Raw genomic sequence first — 18,514 nt, forward strand, 5'->3', positions numbered from 1 at the left:
TTCCCCTCCCTCCGGGGCCGGTCCTCACTCCTGCCGGATCCATCCGCTCAGGGGGTGACCGTGCTCCCAGGGCGAGGGCACGTTCTCGTTGATCGACGACACCAGGGCGTGCAGGGAGACCCGGACCAGGTCCACGTCGGCGATGGAGACGGTCAGGTCCCCCGAGACGACCACCCCCTTGGCCAGGACCCTGTCGAGCAGGTCCACCAGGGAGATCTCCCGGTTGGCCAGGGGGTGGTCCTCGTCCAGCATCGTGGTCAGGGAGTGGGCCTGGCCGGGGAAGCCGCCGGTGCCGGGCGGGCCGTTCCCGGCGGGGCCGGATCCGTTCACCGTGCTCATGCGCCCGCCTCCGCCGCTCGGGGGGAGGCGAAGGAGTAGGGGGCCCACGGCCCGGAGGCCTCGATCCTGGTGCCCTCCGGCGCGCGGGAGTTCAGCTCGTCCACCGCGGCGAGGAACTCCGTCACCCGCTCCCCGTCCACGAGGTAGGCGTTGTTCATGACGTTCTCGCCGGAGGCCTCGGACAGCGCGGCGTTCTGCGTCTGGTGCCGGGCGCGCGCCCGGGCCATCGCGCCCAGGACCTCGTCGGCCCGCTCGCACAGCGCGGAGGCCCGCTGCCAGGTGTCGTCACGGCGGTCGCGCTGTTCCCTGCGCCTGCGCAGGTAGGCCTTGCCCGGGCTCTCGTCGGCGGGGGTCTGCGGCTCGGGCTGCCCGGCGGTGCGCGCGCCCGCCTCGGCGTAGACCTTCACACCGATCTCGACCCGGTCCACGAGTTCGTCCAGGGTCGCCGCGAAGGCCTCCGCGTTCTCGCGCAGGACCTGGCGGACCCGTTCGTCCCCGCGGTAGACGGTGGCCAGCCGCAGCGGCAGGGCCACGGAGCGCAGGGCCACCGCGTCCACGACGCCGTGGTGGGCCCGGGCCACCTCCTCCAGCCAGCGCAGGTCCTCCAGCTTGGCGTGGAGCGCCTGCTCGTCGAACTCGTCCAGGGGGACGGTGCTGACCGCGGCGGCCAGGTCGCCCTCGACGACGAGGTGGACGGGGTGGCCGCCCACGCCCGTCATGCCCTCGGTGGTCGCCAGGCCGAAGGGGCGGCACACCGCGTAGACGTAGCTCGCCTGCTTAGGCCGTTCCATGCTCACCCTCCTCCCGGGCGCCGGAGCCCTCCGCGGCCGGGGTCTCGGAGCCCTCCTCGGGGAGGGGGTGCGCCTCGCCCGAGGCGACCTGCGCGGTGCGGTGCTCCTCCAGGGCCTCGATGCGCTCGCGCAGGCGCCTGTTCTCCTCGGCCAGCTCGTCGTCCCCGCGCCGCGACGCACGGGAGGACAGGGCGGGGTCGTGCTCCCACCAGTCGATGCCCATCTCCTTGGCCTTGTCCACCGAGGCGACGAGCAGCCGGAGCTTGACCGTGAGGAGTTCGATGTCCAGCAGGTTGATCTTGATGTCGCCCGCGATCACGACGCCCTTGTCGAGAACGCGTTCGAGTACGTCGGCGAGGTTGGCGGAGGAGGATCCGCCGGAGGAGCGGATCTGCCTCGGCTCGCCCCGCCAGGGCGTGGGTTCACTCATGCGTACCAGTTCCCTCCCGGTCCCGCGTATCCGTCACGGCCACGGGTCACGCGCGCGCCGCCGTCGCGGTCCCGGCTGCCGGTGCGGAGGCGGCCCCCTGCTCAGGAGCGCTCGGCCGCGGGCCGCTCCTCCTCGTCGGGGTACTCGTCGTCCTCTCCGTCCAGGTCCTGCTCGTCCGCCTCATCAGCGTCCTCGCCCTCAGCCTCGTCATCGAGGAGTTCCTCCTCTTCGCCCTCGTCGTCCTCGGGCTCGTCCGCGGGCTCCTCCCCGGCCTCGGGCCCGTCGTCCTCGGGCTCCTCCTCGAACCCGTCCTCGGGATCATCGTCCGGGGCCTCCCCGTTCCCGTCGTCCAGGTCGGCGAGCTCCGCCCGCTCCTCGGAGTCCAGGTCGGCGAGTTCGGCCCGCTCCTCGGAGTCCAGCTCCTCCAGCTCGGCCCACTGCTCCTCGGTGAGGTCCGCCTCCTCCAGGGCGACGGCGTCCTCGTGGGAGAGGACGACCTCTCCCCCGCGGACCTCGCCGCGCCAGCCCCGGAGTTCGGCCGCCTCGTCCCGGGGCAGCATCATGACCTGGCGCCGGTAGTGCTTGAGGTCCAGGCGCAGGCGCCTGCCCTGGGCCCGCCAGATGTTGCCCGTGCGCTCGAAGAGGCCCTTGGGGTAGTACTCCACCACCAGCAGGACACGGGTGAGGTTCTCCCCCAGGGGGTGGAAGGTCACGACGCCCTTCATGGTGCCCTTGGCGGCCTCGGTCGACCAGGCGATCCGCTGGTCCTGGACCTGCTCGGTGACCTCGGCGCTCCAGCTGCGGCTGGACCAGAAGACCTTGCCCCTCCAGTGGGAGGAGGTGTCCCCGGTGCGCTCCGCGCTCTGCACGCCCTTGGCGAAGGAGCCGAAGTCGGGGAAGCGGGTCCACTGGTTGTAGGCCACGCGGACCGGGACGCCCACGTCGACGTCCTCGACGATGTTGACCGTCTTGGAGGGCTTGCCGCCCCCTCCGGAGGACCCCGTGCCCAGCCCCTGGCCGACCTTGTCCTTGAGGCCCTTCGCCCCGCCGGTCACCACGGCGTTCACCGGGTTCTTGCCTTGGGCGAGCTCGCCGCCGACCCCGGCCGCGACGGGGGCGCCGTCACTGGTGAGGCGCTCCACCGTGGCCCCGAGCCTGCGGGCAGCGCCGTTCACCACGCTGGTGGCCTTGGCGCTGAGGTAGTCCTGAAGGGCGTCGGCGAGCTTGGACGTGCCCTCGTTCCTGTCGGCGGCCGACCGCAGCCGGGCCAGCGGCCCCTGGGAGTCAGTCGTCGCGGCCATCGTCGCCCCCCTCTCCGCCGGTGTCCGCGGCGCGCCTGCGCCGGGCGGGCTTGGCGGTGCCCGAGGCGCTCTTGGCGGTGCCCTTGGCCCGGGTGGCGGTGCCCGAGGCGGCGCCCCGGGACGCCTTCGCGGCCTTGGGTCTGGTCCGGCGCTCGGAGGCGGGGGCCTCGCCCCGCTCCTGCCGGGCCTCGACGTCGCCGTCGCCCCGGGGCTCGTCCGCGTCCTCGGCGGCCTCGCCCCGCGCGGCGTCGTCCTCGTCGGGCTCGTCCTCGTCGGAGCCTGGGGTGACCCCGGCCGCGCCGTCGCGCAGGCGTTCGGTGCGGCTGTTGAGGGAGTCGGCCAGGCCGCCCGCCCACTTGCCGGCGATGTTGCCCGCCGCGCTCCTGCCGACGTTGAGCAGCTGCTCGCGGGACTGGCCCTTGAGCTCACCCACCACCGGGAGCGCGGAGACCTCCTTGAGCAGCCCCTGGGCGAGCTGTCCGGGTTTGATGTCGAGCTTCTTGGCCCCCAGGTAGAGGCCCAGCCCCAGGGCCAGTTTGAACTTCTTCCTCCGGCCCAGGACGTAGCCGCCCACTGCGGCGGCCACGATTTTCGCGGTGTCCCCCACGGGATCTCACCTCAATATCGTCTATCGAAGACCTTGTTGGTACCGCTCGGCTTCCTCCAGCTGGTCCAGCAACTCGTCCTCCGCCTGGTCGAACTCGCTCTCGGACAGCTCTCCGGCGTCGAAGCGCTCGGACAGTTCCGCCAGCTGCTGTCGGATGCGTGAGGGGTCGTACATCTCCCGTTCCGCCGCGTCCAGGACCTGGCGCGCCGTCCAGTCGACGAACCGGACCGGCGCGGCGGGAGCGGTGAGGATCATGCTGAGGAGGCCCATGCCCCTGACTCCTGTTCGGTGTCCCCGCCCGGCGGGGTCACTGTTGGGGGGACGCCACGAAGCTGTAGGGCGGCAGGGGTCCGTTGACGCGGACCTCCATGTAGGAGGCCAGCTCCTGTTGGACCCGGGCCGCCTCGCGCAGGAAGTCCTCGGTGCGGTCACGGTGCACGAGGAAGGAGGCGTTGGCCAGGCCGCCGTCCACGGCGGGCCAGGCGGACACGCGCTCGGCCAGGCCTTCCAGAGGCTTCAGGACGGTCTCGGCGTCGCGGCGCCTGAGCTCCTCCACCGCGTGGGAGACCTGCTCACCGAAGGCCATCCGCTCGGAGGGGGTGCCGCCTCCGGCCGCCTTGAGCTCCTCGTTGCGGGCCCGCAGCCCCTCGTCGGCGCGCAGCACGGCGCGCAGGGCCGCCTCCTCGTTGTGGCCGGCCTTGACGTTGAACTCCACCCGGTCCTGGAGCTGGTCCAGGAGGACGGAGTAGTGGTCGGCGAAGCGGGCCAGCTCGGCGGCGACCGCGTCGTCGTCCTCGCTCACCGCGCCGAAGCGCAGGGGCAGGACGCCGTGGCCCAGGGCCAGGTCCTGGAGGACGTTCTGGTGCGCGGTCAGGTCACGCCGCTTGGCGCGCAGGCCCTCGGGGGCGTCACTGACCGCGGCGGCCACGCCGTAGGCGCGCACGAAGCGCACCGGCGCCGCGTCCTCGCCCACACCGGACAGCTTCATGGTGTCGAGGGACTCGTCGTCGCGGACGATCCCGTAGACGTAGGTGCTCACTCCTCGCCCTCCTTCTTGGCGGAGGAGCGGCGGCGGGCGCGCGCGGGCTGCTTCTCCTGCTCCTCGGACTGCCCCTTGGAGAAGGACTCGGAGATGGCCTCGGCCGCCCCGGAGAGCGCGCCCTTGGACTTGCTGCGCGCGCCCTTCTCCATGCCGCTGTCGAGCAGGTCGGGGAGTCCGGCCCCGCCGCTGCTGGTCAGGTCGAGGCGGTTGCACGCCTCGGCGAAGCGCAGGTAGGTGTCGACGCTGGCGACCACGATGCGCACGTCGACGGTGAGGAGTTCGATGCCCACGAGGGAGACCCTGGCGAACACGTCGATCACCAGTCCCTTGTCGAGGATGAGGTCGAGGACCTCGTAGAGGTTGCCGGAACTGCGGCCGCCTCCGGATGACTGCTGCATCACCGTCATCGGAATCATGCTCCTTTCGTCGGTGAGGTTGCGGGAAGGACAGGCGCCCCGTCCGCCCGGGGTCGGCCGGGCTCAGCCGTCGGAGCGACCGCGGGTGTAGCGCTTGGTGCGCTTGTATCCCTCGATCTCCCCGTCGGCGTCGAGGTCCACGGAATACGTGGCCAGCAGGCTCACCGTGTCCGGAACCCGGCGCAGTTCGAGTACTTCGAGGGTCAGGTCCCAGCCGTCGCCGGATCGCTGGAACCCGGAGACGCCCTCGACCTCCAGCCCGGTCACTTCCTCGAACTGCTCCCGGGCCTCGCGCAGACGCTGCGTCATCGTCTTGCGCCGTTCCTCGCGCGGAGGGGAACCGTCGTCCTTGCTGTCCTGACTCATGGATCTCCTGGCCGTCGGCCATTATCCGATTTCTCTTGCCGTGCCCTTGGCTTGACCCACTACCGAGAAAGACCGGGACAAAACCTCCCCCAGGTCAAGGCGGGGACAAACGCGCCGGGCGGGAACGCACGGACACGGGAAATCGGGGAACACGGGAACGCCGGGACTCCAGGGCCTCGGTTGTTCCGGGGAGCGCGGGAAAGCGGGGGAACAGGAAGGCCTCCCGCGCACCGGTCCCGGAAATCACGGCACGCAAAAACGCCCGCGAGAATGTTCCGATCCGCAACCTCTTATCAGGAAAGGAAAATCGCGTGGCGACGCGGCGTGAAGCTGCCTCACCCGGCGCGCGGGAAGCGGAGCAGCGTGTACGCCTCGTCCGCCCGCGCGTCACGGCCGGGGGCCAGGTACGCGCGCCGGGAGCGTGGACGGGGGCCCGCGCGGCGTCCTCGACAGGGGCCAGGACATCGCCGCCTCCAGCCCGTGAGGGATGGGCGGCGCGTGTCAGCGGGCCCCTCAGCCCATCGCCTGGGCTCCGATGACGGACAGCAGGTGCAGCCTGTCGTGGCTCTCGCTGCCGGGGACGGCGGTGTAGACGAGCAGCGAGTGGGCCTGGCCGGGGTCGACCAGTCTCTGGCAGTTCAGTTCCAGGGGGCCGACCTCGGGGTGCACGAAGTGCTTGACGTGGTGGGGGCGCACACCGATCTCGTGGTCCTCCCACACCCGTCGGAACTCCTCGCTCCGGCCGAGGAGCAGGTCGGCGAGGTACGCGGCCCGCGAGCCGGGGCCCCGGAGGGTGACGAGCTCGCGCAGGCCCGAGGCGTACATGCGGGTGAGGAACGGGTGCTCCTCGGGCGCGTGGAGCCGCCTCGCCCCGGGGTCGGTGAACCACCGGTACCCCACGCTGCGGGCGGGCCCGGTGTACTTGGTCGTGTCGCCGGTGAGCGCGACGCCCATCGGGCTCTGGCGCAGGGTCTCGCCGAGTTCGGTGACGATCTCGGCGGGCGTGTCGTCCAGGCGGTCCAGGACCCGAAGCAGGCCGGGGCTGATGTGCTCGCTGGCCGTACCCCGCGCGGGCGGGTTGTGTCCGGCGAGGCGGAACAGGTGGTCCCTCTCGTCGAGCGACAGGTGCAGCCCCTGGGCGATGGAGGAGAGCATCTGGCCCGACGGCCGCGGTCCGCGCTCCCGTTCCAGCCGGGAGTAGTAGTCGGTCGACATGTGGCACAGCGCCGCGACCTCCTCGCGCCGCAGACCGCTGGTCCGGCGGCGCTGCCCGCGCGGCAGGCCGACGTCCTCGGGTTGCAGCGCCTCCCGGCGGTTGCGGAGGAACTCCGCCAGCCCGGTGCGATCGATCACGGCACTCCCTCTTCCCGGTGGTACTGCTTCGTGTCTACCTTGCGCGCGCGGCGGTAACCACGGATCGTCGATCCCCCCTTCACGGCCCGGGGGGCGGGAGGGCACGAGGGAGGACCCGCCGATCCTGGAACCGGGAGGCCGTGGTCAACGCCCCGCTCCGGGCGGAGGATCGTTCCGTGCACCTCAAAACGGCCCGTGTCGTGCCGTTAGTATGCGTGCCATGACCACCAGCAACTCCGAGCGAGCCGCCGCCCGCACGAAGACGATCATGCGGGCCACACTCGCCCTCGCCCAGGAGGGCGGTTACGCGGCGCTCAGCATGGAGGCGGTCGCCGCCCGCGCCGGTGTCGGCAAGCACACGATCTACCGCCGCTGGCCCTCGAAGGGCCTGCTGTTCCTGGACTCACTGCTCACGCTCAACGAGCCCGCACTGGACTACCCCGACACCGGCGACGTCATGGCCGACCTGCGCCGACAGGCCCACGCGGCGGTGGACCTGCTGGGCAGCCCTCCGTGGGGTCCGCTCTACCGGTCCCTGGTGGGCGAGGCCCAGCACGACCCCCTGATCGCCGCCGGGCTGAACGAACGCTTCGTCCGCCCGCAGACGGAGAAGACGTTCGCCCGCCTCAGCGCGGCCCAGGAACAGGGGCAGATCGCGGAGGACTACGACATCGGCCTGGGCATGGCGATCCTGTCGGGTCCTCTGTACTACCGGCTGCTGATCACCGACGAGCCCCTGACCCACGCCTACGTCGACCAGGTCCTCGAAGCCCTCTTCGCCGGGATGAGGCCGAGGACCTGAGGGTTCGGCCTGGTCACGCCAGGGCATGGGACGGGGTGTGGTCCGCCCTTCGCGCGGTGAGGGCGAGCCCGGCGATGAGCGCCACCTCGCCCACGTTGCTCACCCGACTCGCTCTTCCGCACTTAGAGAAGCTCAGGGCGAGGGCGTCGCCCGGTGGGGTGGCTCGTCCAGGGGGTGCACGGCGATGGCGACCTTGCCTCGTGGGCGTCCCTGGCCCTGTCCGGAAGAGCCGCCCTCCAAGAGCGCGTGTGCCTGTGCGATGTCGGCCAGCGGTAGCACGGCGCCGATCACCGGCCGGAGTTCGCCCTGGTCGGCCAAACGGCCGAGGGCTTCGAGCTTCGCTCTGCCGGGGCTGACGAAGAGGAAGTGGTAGGTGGCGTTCACGCCCCACGCGGCGAGCAGGTTCTGGGGTTCGGGGGTGTCCACGATGGACACCACGCGGCCCCGGTCGGCGAGGACCTCCGGGCTACGGGAGAGGGTGTCCCCGCCCACCGTGTCCAGCACGACGTCCACACCGCCCAGCTCGCGGACCCGCTGCACGTGGTCACCGGCCGAGAAGTCGATCGCGACGTCGGCTCCCAGTCCGGTGACGAACTCGTGATCCCTGGCCCGTGCGGTGGTCACCACCTCGGCTCCCAGCGCTTTGGCGAGCTGGATGGCGGCCGAGCCGATCCCGCCCGCTCCGCCGTGCACCAGGATCCGCTCCCCGGCCTGCACCCTGGTGCGTTCGACCAGCGCCTCCCACACCGTCATGCCCACGAGCGCGAGGCCGGCGGCCTCGACGTGCGACAACCGTGCGGGCTTGCGGGCGACCAGGGTCTGGTCGACCACGTGGAACTCGGCGTAGGTTCCCTGTCCGGCGAAGATCGGCGCCAGGTACCAGACCTCGTCACCCGGCTGGAAGTCGTCCGCCCCGGGACCGGTCTCGACCACCACGCCGGACACGTCGTTGCCGATCACCGCGGGCAGTGCCACCTGGTCCCGGTAGTCGCCGCGCCGGGTCTGGAGGTCGAGGGGGTTCACGGACGTGGCCAGCACGCGCACCAGTACCTGGCCGGGTCCGGCGGTGGGTCTCGGCAGCTCGCGGGAGGCGAACGCGGTGTTCGCGTCACCGAAGCGGACGAGCTCCATCACACGCATCGAAGTAGGCATGCGTCGATCCTAGATCGTCATATCCCGAATCATCAATGTATTCGCGCTACGATCAACACATGTTCTCGGAGACGGAGTTGCTGGCTGTGTTCCGGGCCCTGTCCAACCCGGCCCGCCGCCAGATGCTGGTGTGGCTCAAGGAGCCGATGAGCTTCCCCGGCCAGGAGCCCGGCGACGTTGAGATCGGCGTCTGTGTGACCGACATTCAGCGGCGTGCAGGCCTGGGGCAGTCGACCACCTCGCAGTATCTCGCCATGCTGCGGCGAGCAGGACTGGTCGTCGCCACTCGGCGGGGCAAGTGGACCTACTACCGCCGCGACGAGGCGAACATCGCCCGCCTTCTGGAGACCTTGGGCGACGTGTTCTAGATCCGATGCCGTGTGATCAAGGCTGTTCGAGCGTGGTCAAGGACCGATCCCAGCCAGGATGTCGGTGCTGATCGTGGCCTTGCAACCGGTCCGGTCCACGTCGCCTTCGGCGTTGTACTCGAAGATCACGCGTTTGACCACGCGGGGCCGGACCCGCACACGCCAGGCTCCGCATCCGGGAGAACGCGCGATCGCCCAGTTCAGGCAGCGGGGCATCCTGCGCCGCCTACGCTGCTGCCCGCGCGTCGGCCAGATCACCCGCGCCGTGCTGGTCCTTCAGCTCCGAGAAACAAGATGAGAAGGGCTCACTGAGGAACCGATGCTGACACCCGGATGCCGTGTTCGAGGAGGAGTCGGGAAAGACCCTTCTCCTTACCGAGGAGTTTTTTGGATTTCAGGGATGTCTGAGCGGTGTCTCTGTCGGTTCCGTCGTCGGTGTGTTTTCGGAGTTCGGAGTCGACGTGGGTCTCCGATGGAGTCGAGGCAGCCTGCCGGGGTCCCGCGGGTGTGGTCGCGAGACCCCGGTGGGTCGCGGGTCAGGAAGTGGTCGAGGAGCGTCCGCCGAGATGGCGGGTGAGGAAGCGCTCCAGCGTGGTGTACAGCTCGATGTTGCTGTCGGCGTTGACGAACCAGTGGCCCTCGTTCTCGTTCAGCAGGTACTCGACCTCGGCGCCTCGGGCACGCAGCGCCTCGAAGACCCGGTCGGAGTGGCGGCGCGCCACCCGGACGTCGTTGGCTCCGTGGACGAGCAGCACCGGCGCGGTGATGTCGTCCACCCGGCTGATCGGGGAGCGGGCCAGCATGTCGGCCCGCTGCTCGGGGATCTCGGGATCGCCGAAGTAGCGCAGGTAGTTGTTCACGAGGCTGCGGCGGGCGAACGGGACGACCCCTTCGGCCAGCTCGGCCAGGTCGGTCATGCCGGTGTAGCTGACCGCGGCGGCGAATCGGTCCGGGGTGAACGCGGCACCCACCAGGGCGGCGTAGCCGCCGTAGGAGGTGCCGTAGATGCCGACCCGGCCGGGGTCGGTGTGGCCTTGGGCGATGGCCCAGTCCAGGGCGTCGATCAGGTCGTCGTGCATCCTGCCGGCGAACTCGCCGATCGCGGCCTGGGTGTGGGCCTTGCCGTAGCCGGTGGAACCGCGCATGTTCACCTGGAGCACCGCGTATCCGCGGTTGGCCAGCAGTTGTACCTCGGGGTCGTAGGTCCAGCTGTCCCGGTACCACGGCCCGCCGTGCACCAGTACCACCGTGGGCAGGTCGCGCTGTTCGACCCCGACCGGCAGGGTCAGGTGGACGGGCAGGGACAGGCCGTCGCGGGCGGTCAGCGTGATCGGGGTGACCGGGGCGAGCCGGGCCGGCTCCAGGTGCGGGAAGGGCCGGAACAGGCGGCGCGCCCGCCCTGTGGTGTGGTCGTAGAACCACGTGACGCCGGGGTCGCGGTCGTGGGTGAAGTCCACCACCCACTTCTGGCCGGAGGCGTCGTTGGACACGAATGCCAGGTCTCCGTCGGAGAGCTCGGTCAGGTGCGGCAGGACCTCGGCGAAGTGCGCGTCGAGCGGGTGGATCTCCTGGCGGGCGCCGAGGTAGCGGACGCCGAGCAGCTCTCCGGTGGTCGAGTGCACGATCACGGAGGAGGGGAAGCGGGTGTCGGCCTCGGGGCGGGGGGTGTCCAGGTCGAAGGCGGGATGGGAGTCCACCTCGGTCTGCTCGCCGGTGTCCAGGTCCAGGTGGACCAGACGGGTCAGGTCCGAGCCGGCGGCCGAGCCGATCCACAGCCCCGTGCCGTCCGGGGTGGGCACGATCGGTGTGATCCCGAAGGGCGCGTCGGTACCCAGGAAACGCGCGATCGGGTGCGGCTCGCCCTGGTTCCACCGAGAGAAGACGTGGTCGCCGTTCTCCTCGATGGTGTGGGCCACCACCCGACTGCCGGTGGCCATCCAGGTGAAGACGTCGCCCGGGTTCTCGGCGGCGGTGGTCAGCCGGCCGGTGTCCAGGTCGAGCTCGAACAGGTCGATCAGGTCGGGGCGGCGCTTGTTGAGCTGCACGTAGATCGTCCCGGGGCGGTTCGGGGACTGGCCGGTGCCCATCAGCCGCACACCCTCGTAGGGGGTGAGGTCGACCTCGGGCTCCTCGGGTCGGGTCACGTCGACCCGGTACAGGTGCATGTTCTCGTCGCCGTTCTTGTCCTGCTGGTAGAGCAGGTAGCGGCCGTCGGCGGTCCAGAAGACGGCCTCGATGTTGCGCTGGTCGTTGGCGGTGACGCGTCGCGCCCCTGAGCCCTCGATGTCGTCGGGGGCGGACCAGTCCGAGTCCAGGTCGCGGACGAACACGTTGAGCCGGTCCCGCCAGGGGGCGAGGTAGGCGACCTTGGTGCCGTCCGGGGACAGCACGGCCCGGCTGCGGGCGGGCGGGTTGAAGAACTCCTCGACGGCGATCAGGTTCGACGGGGCTGTCATGGCGGTTCCTCCTGGTCGGTGGATGCGGACACCGTCCAGTCCAGACTCCGACGTCGCGTCGGAGTCAAGGCCGCTTCGCATGGCCTGGGCCACAGAGCTCGGTGGAGCCGGAGCACAGCGGTTTCGGAGCCCGGAGGATTCAGGGCATGACGGGGTGAGGGACTGGTCAGCCCTGCTCGGGCCCGGTCGTGCGCTGCCTGTGCTCCAACCGCTGCAGGATCCTGCGCAGTACCCGGTGCTGGACGGGTTTGAGGGCCTGCTCGTTCAGTTCGTCCAGCAGGGCGGAGACCTTCGGGTCGGGCGCAGGCGTACCGGCCAACTGCTCTGACAGCGGTTCCAGTCCGGTGACCCAGGCGTCGATCAGGGACGCGACCTCGTCGTCGGGGGTGTCGGGTCCGAGGGCGTAGAACCGCGCCGTCAGCGGTTCCAGCCCCGCGAGCATCTCCCCGTCCACCCCGCCGAGCAGTGCGGCGAGTCCCGCCGGGCCGTCCTCACCGAGCAGGTGTCCGAGCAGGACCAGCTGTTCGTGTTCGTGCCGGACCATGTCCTCGGGCAGCCCGGCCCCGGGACCGGAGCGCAGTACCGACAACTCCGGGGGCAGGTCGGGCGGGGAGCCGCTGCTGCGCAGGGCGGCGATGTTGGCCCGCCGGGCGTTGAGCCGTTCGATCTCGGCGGACGCCTGGCGGTCGAGCTCGTCCAGCAGCGCCTCCGCGGCCTTCGGATCATCCAGCACCGACGGGAGCGCGGACAGGGGTACGCCCAGCGCGGTCAACCTCGTGATCCGCAGGAGCCGCACGAGGTCGCCCACGTTGTAGCGCCGGTAACCGCCGGTCGAACGCGGGGGCTCGGGCAGCAGGCCGATCTGGTGGTAGTGGCGCAGTGTGCGGACGGTGACACCGGCCAGTTCGGCGAGTTCACTGCTGAGCATCGGGCGGCTCCCTCTCCCCTGTCTACCCTGAACGAACGAAACCCGAGGCGGGATGTCCCGGCCGCCGGGGTTCGCCGCCGTCGTCATGTGGGCTGATTTTGATGAAGTGTCAACAAATTCTGTAGACTACTCCTATGAATGAGGAACCACGCTGGCTCAGCCCGGACGAACAGAGGGCCTGGGAAAACTTCATTCGTATGCAGGAAGCACTCATCGGAAGGCTGTCCCGCCTCGTCCGCTCCGACTCCGGACTGTCCGCCGCGGACTACATGGTGCTCGTCCGGCTCACCGAGGCGAAGGACGGGGAGATGCGCTTCCTGGAACTGGCCAAACTCGCCGAATGGGAGAAGAGCCGCATGTCCCACCAGGTCACACGGATGGCGAAGCGCGGACTCGTGACCAAGAGGGAATGCCCCGACGACGCGCGCGGAGCGTTCGTGGTCGCCACCCCGCTCGGCTACCAGGCGATCCAGGAGGCCGCGCCCGTGCACGTCGAGCACGTCCGCCGTCTGTTCATCGATGCCCTGACCCCGAACCAGCTCACCACCTTCGCCCGACTCTCCCATCGCGTCCTGGAACATATGGAGAAGCAGGCGGACTGATTCGGCGGCACGGCCTGCGCGCGGATCCGTGTCAGCCCTCCCTGATGGTCAGCGGTGCTCGGGGTTGGCGTTGTCGGGACTGCAGCCGGCGTCCCAGGCCGCGCGCTGGTTGCCGTAGGCCGGGAAGCCGCCGGCGCGGCGGAGCATCGCGGCCGTGTGCATCAGGTTATGGGTCATGAAGCTGATGTTGCGGTTGGCGAAATCGTTGTCCGGGCCGCCGGAGTCCTCGTCCAGGTAGGACGGGCCGGGGCCGACCTCACCGATCCAACCGGCATCGGCCTGGGGCGGGATCGTGTAACCGATGTGCTGCAGGCTGAAGAGGATGCTCATCGCGCAGTGCTTGAGGCCGTCCTCGTTGCCGGTGAGCAGGGTGCCGCCCACGCGCCCGTAGTAGGCGTACTGCCCCTGCTCGTTGAGTACGCCGGAGTAGCCGTAGAGCCGCTCGATCACCCGGCGGGTCACCGAGCTGTTGTCGCCCAGCCAGATCGGTCCGCCGATGACCAGGATGTCGGCGGCCAGAACCCGCTCCAGCAGCGCGGGCCACTCGTCGGTCTCCCACCCGTGCTCGGTCATGTCCGGGCGGACTCCGGTGGCGATGTCGTGGTCGACGGCGCGGAACTGGTCCACGCCGACCCCGTTCGCCTCCATGATCGCCGCACTGCGGTCGATCACCCCCTGGGTGTGGCTGCGCTGCGGGGACCGGTTGAGAGTGCAGTTGATGTAGAGCGCGCGCAGCCCGCTGAAGTCGGGCTTCTCGCTCACGGGTACGGTCATCGGATGTCCTTTCGGAAGTTCGGTAGTGCTGACCGGCGACTCGGTGCCGTTGTCCCTTCGGTCCGCTGGCCGGCGTCGAAGAGGAGGCGGAACAGGGCGGGCTAACGGCTTGGTGAGGGCCCGGCGTGCGGTCTTCAACCGGACTTGAGGGTCGCCTCGATGGCGCAGTAACCACCAGCCGGGGCCACGACCGTCCTGTCGACGACGAACCCGGCAGCGCCCAGAAGAGCCGTGTACTCGGACTCGGTACGTTCCCGCCCGCCCGTCATCGTCAACATGATCAGATCGCTCAGCTTGCCCGGGTGCGGCTCGCCGCCCGGGGGCAGCAGCGACTCGATCACCACGAGCCGGGCGCCCGGTCGGGCCGCCTCGGTGATGCGCGCGAGCAGCCGCGCGCAGTCCTCGTCGGACCAGTCGTGCAGGACAGCGGAGAGCAGGTAGACGTCGGCCGAGGGCACCCCGGCGAAGAAGTCGCCGCCGACCGCGCCCACCCGGTCGACCAGCCCGGCCGCGCTCATCCGGGTGGCCGAATCCGCGGCCTCCGCGACCATCGAGGAACTCCGTTCCGCTCCCGACCTCGCGGCGGCCGCCGCCTGCCTCGCCCGGGGAACCCGTTCCGACCATGAGCGCTTCAGCGACTCGATCGACCTGCTGTACGCCTCGCTGGGCGGCGAGGGCGCCGACCGGATCTGGAAGCAGGTCATGGGGAGCTACCGCGGAGCGCTGCGCGAAGCCGCGACCGTCCTCGTCGCGAAGGGGTTCGTGTCCGAGCGCCTGGACGTCGAGGAGGTCTCGGACCGCCTCTGGTTCTGCTTCGGAATCGCCGCCTGACGCACCCTGCTCAAGGACTGCGGCTGGAACTACGGTCGGGCCGAATCCTGGCTCGGTGCTCAGGCGGTCGCGGCCCTGGGCGGGCCGGGCTCCGGCTGACCTCGTCTGTAGGAACACCCTCCCCCCAACGGTCTCCCGGTGGCCGGGCCGCCGGTGCTCCGGCGGCGATGCGCATGATTAAACCTCATTGGTTGACTAGTCATCAAATTTTGGGGTTGCTGGGGAGTAACGAAAACCTGCCCTGAAGTGGGATTTCGGCATCGCGAAAGTCGAGAACTGGCCGGTCAATTTCTGGAGAGTGAGTTGATGCGTCAACTATATATTGCTAGCGTGATGGCCAGGTCAAATCAAACAGGCCGGGACCGGCCCAGGCCGACCGAAGACGGGCACCGCGGTGACGGGGGCAGGCATGAGCGGCCGGAACGCCCCTCTGACGTGAACTTTCAACTCAACCGCCGGATTCTCCGGCAGCGAGAGGCAGGAAAACCATGCATGGAAGCGCCGCGTACTGGTGAGGCGCACTGACGCCACCGGCCCGGGGCCGTGGTGGACCACACCGGCAGAGTAGTTGACTCATCATCTAAATTGAGTGAGTGTACGTCTGCATCCGAAGACGCCAGAAGGAGAAGACATGTCCGTAGAAGTGAGTGACGCGCCCGAGGCGAAGCGCTACGAGGCCCGAGTCGACGGAGCGACCGGCGTGGCCGGTCTGGCGCAGTACATCCGCACGGACGAGCTCATCGCGTTCGTGCACACCGAGGTGTCGCCGGAGCACGAGGGCCGGGGGGTCGGATCGGCACTGGTGCGCACGGCTCTGGACGAGGCCCGCTCCGCTGGTCTGGGGGTCCTCCCGACCTGCCCCTTCTTCGCGGGCTGGATGTCCCGCCACCCGGAGTACCAGGACCTGCTGTACCGGTCCCGCAGCAAGGTCAGCGACTGATCGGACCCCGCCCGGAGGACGACCAGGGCGGCACGGGGGCCTTCGCGCTGACGAGGAGGTCCACCCGGGGCCCGGGAAAGGGGCCGAGGAAACGGTCTCACCGAGGACGACAGCCGCGGTAGTGACGCCGTGTCATGCCCTCACCCCCACGAACGTCATGCGGAGGTGTTGACGCGGCGGCACTACCCGGTGAACGGCCCGGCGGATTGAATCGCAGAGCACCTGACCACGAGCGACACCGCGGAAGCAAGGACTGGACACCATGGCACTTCCCAAGCTCCACACCATCAAGGACCTCTTCGACTCCCCGAGCCGCACCAGCGCGTCGATCTCTCCGGACGGCACCCGGATGGCCTTCCTCGCGCCCTGGAAGAACCGGCTCAACATCTGGGTCCAGGACCTCGATGACGGGTCCGAACCGCGGGCCGTCACCGCCGACGAGACCCGCAGCGTGCAGAGCTTCGAGTGGGCCGACGACCCGCGCTGGCTGCTCTACCTCCAGGACGACGGCGGGGACCAGAGGTGGCATCTGCACCGGGTCGACCTCGACACCCCGGGGTCGGAGGCGGTCGACCTGACACCCTTTCCCGGAGCCACGGTCATGGGATTCGGCCCCTCCCCGGTCCGACCGGGGAAGGTGACCCTGCTGCTCGACACCCGAGCCGCCGGGATGTTCGACTCCCACGAGCTCGACATCGCCACGGGCGAACTCAGCCTGCTGGCCGAGAGCCCCGGCCCCGGCAAGATCTGGGTCCAGGGCGGCGACGGGGCGATGTTCCTGTCCGAGCTGACCGCCGAGGGCGACGTGGAGTTCTCCCGCCGCGACCCCGCCACCGGGGAGCCGCACAGGGTCCTGGAGTGGAAGGGCGCCGACTACCCGGTGGGGTCGCCGTGGCAGATCACGCCGGACGGGACCGGCATGTGGATCGTCTCCAACCGGGGTACCGACCGCACCCGCGTGGTCCGGGTCGACCTGGCCACCGGTGAGGAGACCGAGGTCGACAGCCACCCGACCTTCGACGTCGACGCGCGCATGATGGTCAACCCCGCCGTGCCCGAACCGCTGATCCGCGACCACCGGGGGGAACTGCTGGGCGTGCGCTACCTCGGCGAGCGCCAGGTGATCCACGCCCTGGACCCGCACTTCGCCGAGGTGCTGGCCGACCTGGAGAAGCTCTCCGACGGCGACCTGTCCCACATGTCCTCCGACCGGGACGGCCGCCGATGGGTCGTCTCCTTCGAACACGACCGCGACCCCGGCTCCACCTGGTTCTACGACCACGCCACCGGGGAGTCCCGACTGCTGTTCCGGCCCTTCCCCCACCTGGCCCCGGAGACGCTGGCGCCGATGCGCCCGGTCTCCATCACCGCCCGCGACGGGCTGACCCTGCCCTCCTACCTCACCCTGCCCGTCGGGGTGGAGCCGAAGAACCTGCCGCTGGTGCTGCTGATCCACGGCGGTCCGTGGGCTCGGGACTCCTGGGGGTACTTCCCTCCGGCCCAGCTGATGGCCAACCGCGGCTACGCGGTGCTCCAGGTCAACTTCCGCGGTTCGACCGGGTTCGGCAAGGCGCACACCCAGGCCGCGATCGGCGAGTTCGCGGGCAGGATGCACGACGACCTGATCGACGGCGTGGACTGGGCGGTGGCCCAGGGCTACGCGGACCCGGACCGGGTGGCGATCGTCGGCGGCTCCTACGGCGGGTACGCGGCGCTGGTGGGGGTCACCTTCACCCCGGACCGCTTCGCGGCGGCCGTGGACGTCGTCGGGATCTCCGACCTGGCCAACTTCATGCGGACCCAGCCCCAGTTCGTCAGGCCCGGCCTGATCAACAACTGGTACCGGTACATCGGCGACCCCGAGATCCCCGAGCAGGAGCAGGACATGCTCGACCGCTCGCCGATCACCCGGATCGACCGGGTCCGCGCCCCGCTGATGGTCGTGCAGGGGGCCAACGACCCGCTGGTGGTCAAGGCCGAGTCCGACAACATCGTCGAATCCCTGCGCTCGCGCGGCGTGGAGGTCGAGTACATGGTCGTCGAGGGCGAGGGACACGGGTTCGTGAACCCCGAGAACCAGATGGCCGTGTTCGAGGCCGCCGACCGCTTCCTCGCCCAGCACCTGGGCGGACGTCCCCGACAGAGCTGACCGCCGCGTACCGCACCACCCCGTCCCGCCCCGGCGAGCCCACAGGCAGGAACCCCTGACATGAACCTCAACGGACCCACACGCGATGCCACCGAACAGACCGAGACCGCGAACACCGACCGCTCCGCACCGCCCGCAGACCTGAAGCAGGAGGTGCTCAAGGGTCTGGGCGGTCCGTCGGGGATGGTGTACTCCGCCCTGCCGGTGGTGGTCTTCGCGGCGACCGTCCCCTTCACCGCCCTGACCGTGGCGATCAGTGCCGCCATCGCGCTGGCCCTGATCCTGGGTGCGTACCGGCTGTGGCGCGGAGAGCGGATCATGCCCGCGCTGGGCGGGGTGATCGCCGTCGCGGCCGCCGGCGGCATCGCGGCCTCCACCGGTTCGGCCAACGACTTCTTCCTGTTCGGGATCTGGAGTTCCCTGGTCCTGGCCCTGCTCACTCTGGGCACGGTCCTCGTCCGCCGCCCGGTGACCGGTCTCGTCTGGAACCTCCTCCACGGCAACTCCCACGCCTGGCGTCAGGACCCGCCCTCGCTGCGGGTACACGACCTGGCGACACTGGCGGTGACGGCCGTGCTCGCCGCCCGGTTCGTCGTTCGGCAGTGGATGTACGTGGCTGACTCCACCACCGGGCTGGCCGTCGCCGACACGGTGACCGGCTTCCCGCTCACGGTGGTGGCGGTGCTCGTCATCGTCTGGGCGTTCCGCCGCACCACCAGGCGGCTGGTCGGGCCGGACGGCTCCGCGACCGGTCCGCGCGGCTGACCCGTCCCTCCCCGCGGGCCCGTGCTTCACGGAGCCGCCCCACCAGCTCGCGCGTGCCCGCCCTCCCGGTCACACGCGACCGACTCCCTGAGGAGGCCGGCC

General features: G+C 70.3%; 23 protein-coding genes. 7 read left to right on the plus strand and 16 right to left on the minus strand.

Annotation, left to right across the window (positions count from 1 at the left end; genetic code table 11):
- Positions 1 to 24: 24 nt before the first annotated feature.
- The 10 genes from HGB44_RS17600 to HGB44_RS17645 form a co-directional block, all read right to left on the minus strand.
- Positions 25 to 339, minus strand: a complete 315-nt coding sequence (locus HGB44_RS17600; RefSeq protein WP_013153378.1) for a gas vesicle protein — start codon at positions 337 to 339, stop codon at positions 25 to 27.
- Positions 336 to 1,130, minus strand: coding sequence for a GvpL/GvpF family gas vesicle protein (locus HGB44_RS17605; protein ID WP_061081340.1), 795 nt, complete (start codon positions 1,128 to 1,130; stop codon positions 336 to 338). The genes HGB44_RS17600 and HGB44_RS17605 overlap by 4 nt, the downstream gene beginning before the upstream one ends.
- Positions 1,117 to 1,560: a gas vesicle protein gene (locus tag HGB44_RS17610; RefSeq protein ID WP_061081339.1), complete on the minus strand. Its 444-nt coding sequence runs from the start codon at positions 1,558 to 1,560 to the stop codon at positions 1,117 to 1,119. The genes HGB44_RS17605 and HGB44_RS17610 overlap by 14 nt, the downstream gene beginning before the upstream one ends.
- A gap of 101 nt (positions 1,561 to 1,661) precedes the next feature.
- Positions 1,662 to 2,861 carry an SRPBCC family protein gene (locus HGB44_RS17615; protein ID WP_061081338.1) on the minus strand — a complete coding sequence of 400 codons (1,200 nt, stop codon included), beginning with the start codon at positions 2,859 to 2,861 and terminating at the stop codon, positions 1,662 to 1,664.
- Positions 2,845 to 3,468 carry a hypothetical protein gene (locus HGB44_RS17620; protein ID WP_061081337.1) on the minus strand — a complete coding sequence of 208 codons (624 nt, stop codon included), beginning with the start codon at positions 3,466 to 3,468 and terminating at the stop codon, positions 2,845 to 2,847. The genes HGB44_RS17615 and HGB44_RS17620 overlap by 17 nt, the downstream gene beginning before the upstream one ends.
- Positions 3,469 to 3,489: 21 nt before the next feature.
- Positions 3,490 to 3,738: a gas vesicle protein GvpG gene (locus HGB44_RS17625; protein WP_061081336.1), complete on the minus strand. Its 249-nt coding sequence runs from the start codon at positions 3,736 to 3,738 to the stop codon at positions 3,490 to 3,492.
- Between the two features lie 37 nt (positions 3,739 to 3,775).
- A complete protein-coding gene (locus HGB44_RS17630; protein ID WP_061081335.1) occupies positions 3,776 to 4,507 on the minus strand; it encodes a GvpL/GvpF family gas vesicle protein in 732 nt (243 codons plus the stop codon).
- Positions 4,504 to 4,917: a gas vesicle structural protein GvpA gene (locus HGB44_RS17635; protein ID WP_061081334.1), complete on the minus strand. Its 414-nt coding sequence runs from the start codon at positions 4,915 to 4,917 to the stop codon at positions 4,504 to 4,506. Before HGB44_RS17635 ends, HGB44_RS17630 begins: the two co-directional genes overlap by 4 nt.
- A 72-nt stretch (positions 4,918 to 4,989) precedes the next feature.
- Positions 4,990 to 5,292, minus strand: coding sequence for a gas vesicle protein GvpO (locus tag HGB44_RS17640; protein ID WP_061081333.1), 303 nt, complete (start codon positions 5,290 to 5,292; stop codon positions 4,990 to 4,992).
- 513 nt (positions 5,293 to 5,805) lie between these two features.
- Positions 5,806 to 6,645, minus strand: a complete 840-nt coding sequence (locus HGB44_RS17645) for a helix-turn-helix transcriptional regulator (protein ID WP_061081332.1) — start codon at positions 6,643 to 6,645, stop codon at positions 5,806 to 5,808.
- A gap of 220 nt (positions 6,646 to 6,865) precedes the next feature.
- Between HGB44_RS17645 and HGB44_RS17650 the strand changes: the two genes are divergently transcribed.
- Positions 6,866 to 7,447 (plus strand): TetR/AcrR family transcriptional regulator, encoded by a 582-nt coding sequence (locus HGB44_RS17650; protein WP_061081359.1) that lies wholly within the window; start codon positions 6,866 to 6,868, stop codon positions 7,445 to 7,447.
- A 132-nt stretch (positions 7,448 to 7,579) separates the two neighbouring features.
- Here HGB44_RS17650 and HGB44_RS17655 read toward each other — a convergent pair whose 3' ends face one another.
- Entirely contained in the window at positions 7,580 to 8,599 is a 1,020-nt protein-coding gene (locus HGB44_RS17655; RefSeq protein WP_061081331.1) for a zinc-binding dehydrogenase, read from the minus strand.
- A 59-nt stretch (positions 8,600 to 8,658) separates the two neighbouring features.
- Between HGB44_RS17655 and HGB44_RS17660 the strand changes: the two genes are divergently transcribed.
- Positions 8,659 to 8,967 (plus strand): ArsR/SmtB family transcription factor, encoded by a 309-nt coding sequence (locus tag HGB44_RS17660; protein WP_061081358.1) that lies wholly within the window; start codon positions 8,659 to 8,661, stop codon positions 8,965 to 8,967.
- 36 nt (positions 8,968 to 9,003) lie between these two features.
- Here the strand turns inward: HGB44_RS17660 and HGB44_RS31600 are convergent, their stop codons facing one another.
- The 3 genes from HGB44_RS31600 to HGB44_RS17675 form a co-directional block, all read right to left on the minus strand.
- The gene (locus HGB44_RS31600; RefSeq protein ID WP_061081330.1) at positions 9,004 to 9,183 is read right to left on the minus strand and encodes a hypothetical protein; all 180 of its coding nucleotides are present in this window, start codon (positions 9,181 to 9,183) and stop codon (positions 9,004 to 9,006) included.
- Between the two features lie 320 nt (positions 9,184 to 9,503).
- On the minus strand, positions 9,504 to 11,423 hold the full coding sequence (locus HGB44_RS17670; RefSeq protein ID WP_061081329.1) for a S9 family peptidase: 1,920 nt from the start codon (positions 11,421 to 11,423) through the stop codon (positions 9,504 to 9,506).
- Positions 11,424 to 11,589: 166 nt separating this feature from the next.
- On the minus strand, positions 11,590 to 12,351 hold the full coding sequence (locus HGB44_RS17675; RefSeq protein ID WP_061081328.1) for a MerR family transcriptional regulator: 762 nt from the start codon (positions 12,349 to 12,351) through the stop codon (positions 11,590 to 11,592).
- Positions 12,352 to 12,485: 134 nt separating this feature from the next.
- Here HGB44_RS17675 and HGB44_RS17680 point away from each other — a divergent pair, with 134 nt between their 5' ends.
- Complete coding sequence (locus HGB44_RS17680) at positions 12,486 to 12,953, plus strand: MarR family winged helix-turn-helix transcriptional regulator (protein WP_061081327.1); 468 nt, start codon at positions 12,486 to 12,488, stop codon at positions 12,951 to 12,953.
- Positions 12,954 to 13,001: 48 nt separating this feature from the next.
- Here HGB44_RS17680 and HGB44_RS17685 read toward each other — a convergent pair whose 3' ends face one another.
- Both HGB44_RS17685 and HGB44_RS17690 read right to left on the minus strand, forming a co-directional pair.
- A complete protein-coding gene (locus HGB44_RS17685; RefSeq protein ID WP_061081326.1) occupies positions 13,002 to 13,727 on the minus strand; it encodes a flavodoxin family protein in 726 nt (241 codons plus the stop codon).
- Positions 13,728 to 13,861: 134 nt separating this feature from the next.
- Entirely contained in the window at positions 13,862 to 14,278 is a 417-nt protein-coding gene (locus HGB44_RS17690; RefSeq protein ID WP_061081325.1) for a methyltransferase, read from the minus strand.
- Here HGB44_RS17690 and HGB44_RS17695 point away from each other — a divergent pair.
- From HGB44_RS17695 to HGB44_RS17710, 4 genes are all read left to right on the plus strand, one after another.
- Positions 14,250 to 14,558 carry a hypothetical protein gene (locus HGB44_RS17695; RefSeq protein ID WP_061081324.1) on the plus strand — a complete coding sequence of 103 codons (309 nt, stop codon included), beginning with the start codon at positions 14,250 to 14,252 and terminating at the stop codon, positions 14,556 to 14,558. The genes HGB44_RS17690 and HGB44_RS17695 overlap by 29 nt on opposite strands.
- Positions 14,559 to 15,189: 631 nt before the next feature.
- Positions 15,190 to 15,498 (plus strand): GNAT family N-acetyltransferase, encoded by a 309-nt coding sequence (locus tag HGB44_RS17700; protein ID WP_061081323.1) that lies wholly within the window; start codon positions 15,190 to 15,192, stop codon positions 15,496 to 15,498.
- Positions 15,499 to 15,760: 262 nt separating this feature from the next.
- Positions 15,761 to 17,647 (plus strand): S9 family peptidase, encoded by a 1,887-nt coding sequence (locus HGB44_RS17705; protein WP_061081322.1) that lies wholly within the window; start codon positions 15,761 to 15,763, stop codon positions 17,645 to 17,647.
- A 60-nt stretch (positions 17,648 to 17,707) separates the two neighbouring features.
- Complete coding sequence (locus HGB44_RS17710) at positions 17,708 to 18,412, plus strand: DUF3159 domain-containing protein (protein WP_061081321.1); 705 nt, start codon at positions 17,708 to 17,710, stop codon at positions 18,410 to 18,412.
- The last annotated feature ends 102 nt before the right edge of the window (positions 18,413 to 18,514 follow it).

Source organism: Nocardiopsis alborubida, from assembly GCF_012396365.1.
Lineage (GTDB): Bacteria > Actinomycetota > Actinomycetes > Streptosporangiales > Streptosporangiaceae > Nocardiopsis > Nocardiopsis alborubida.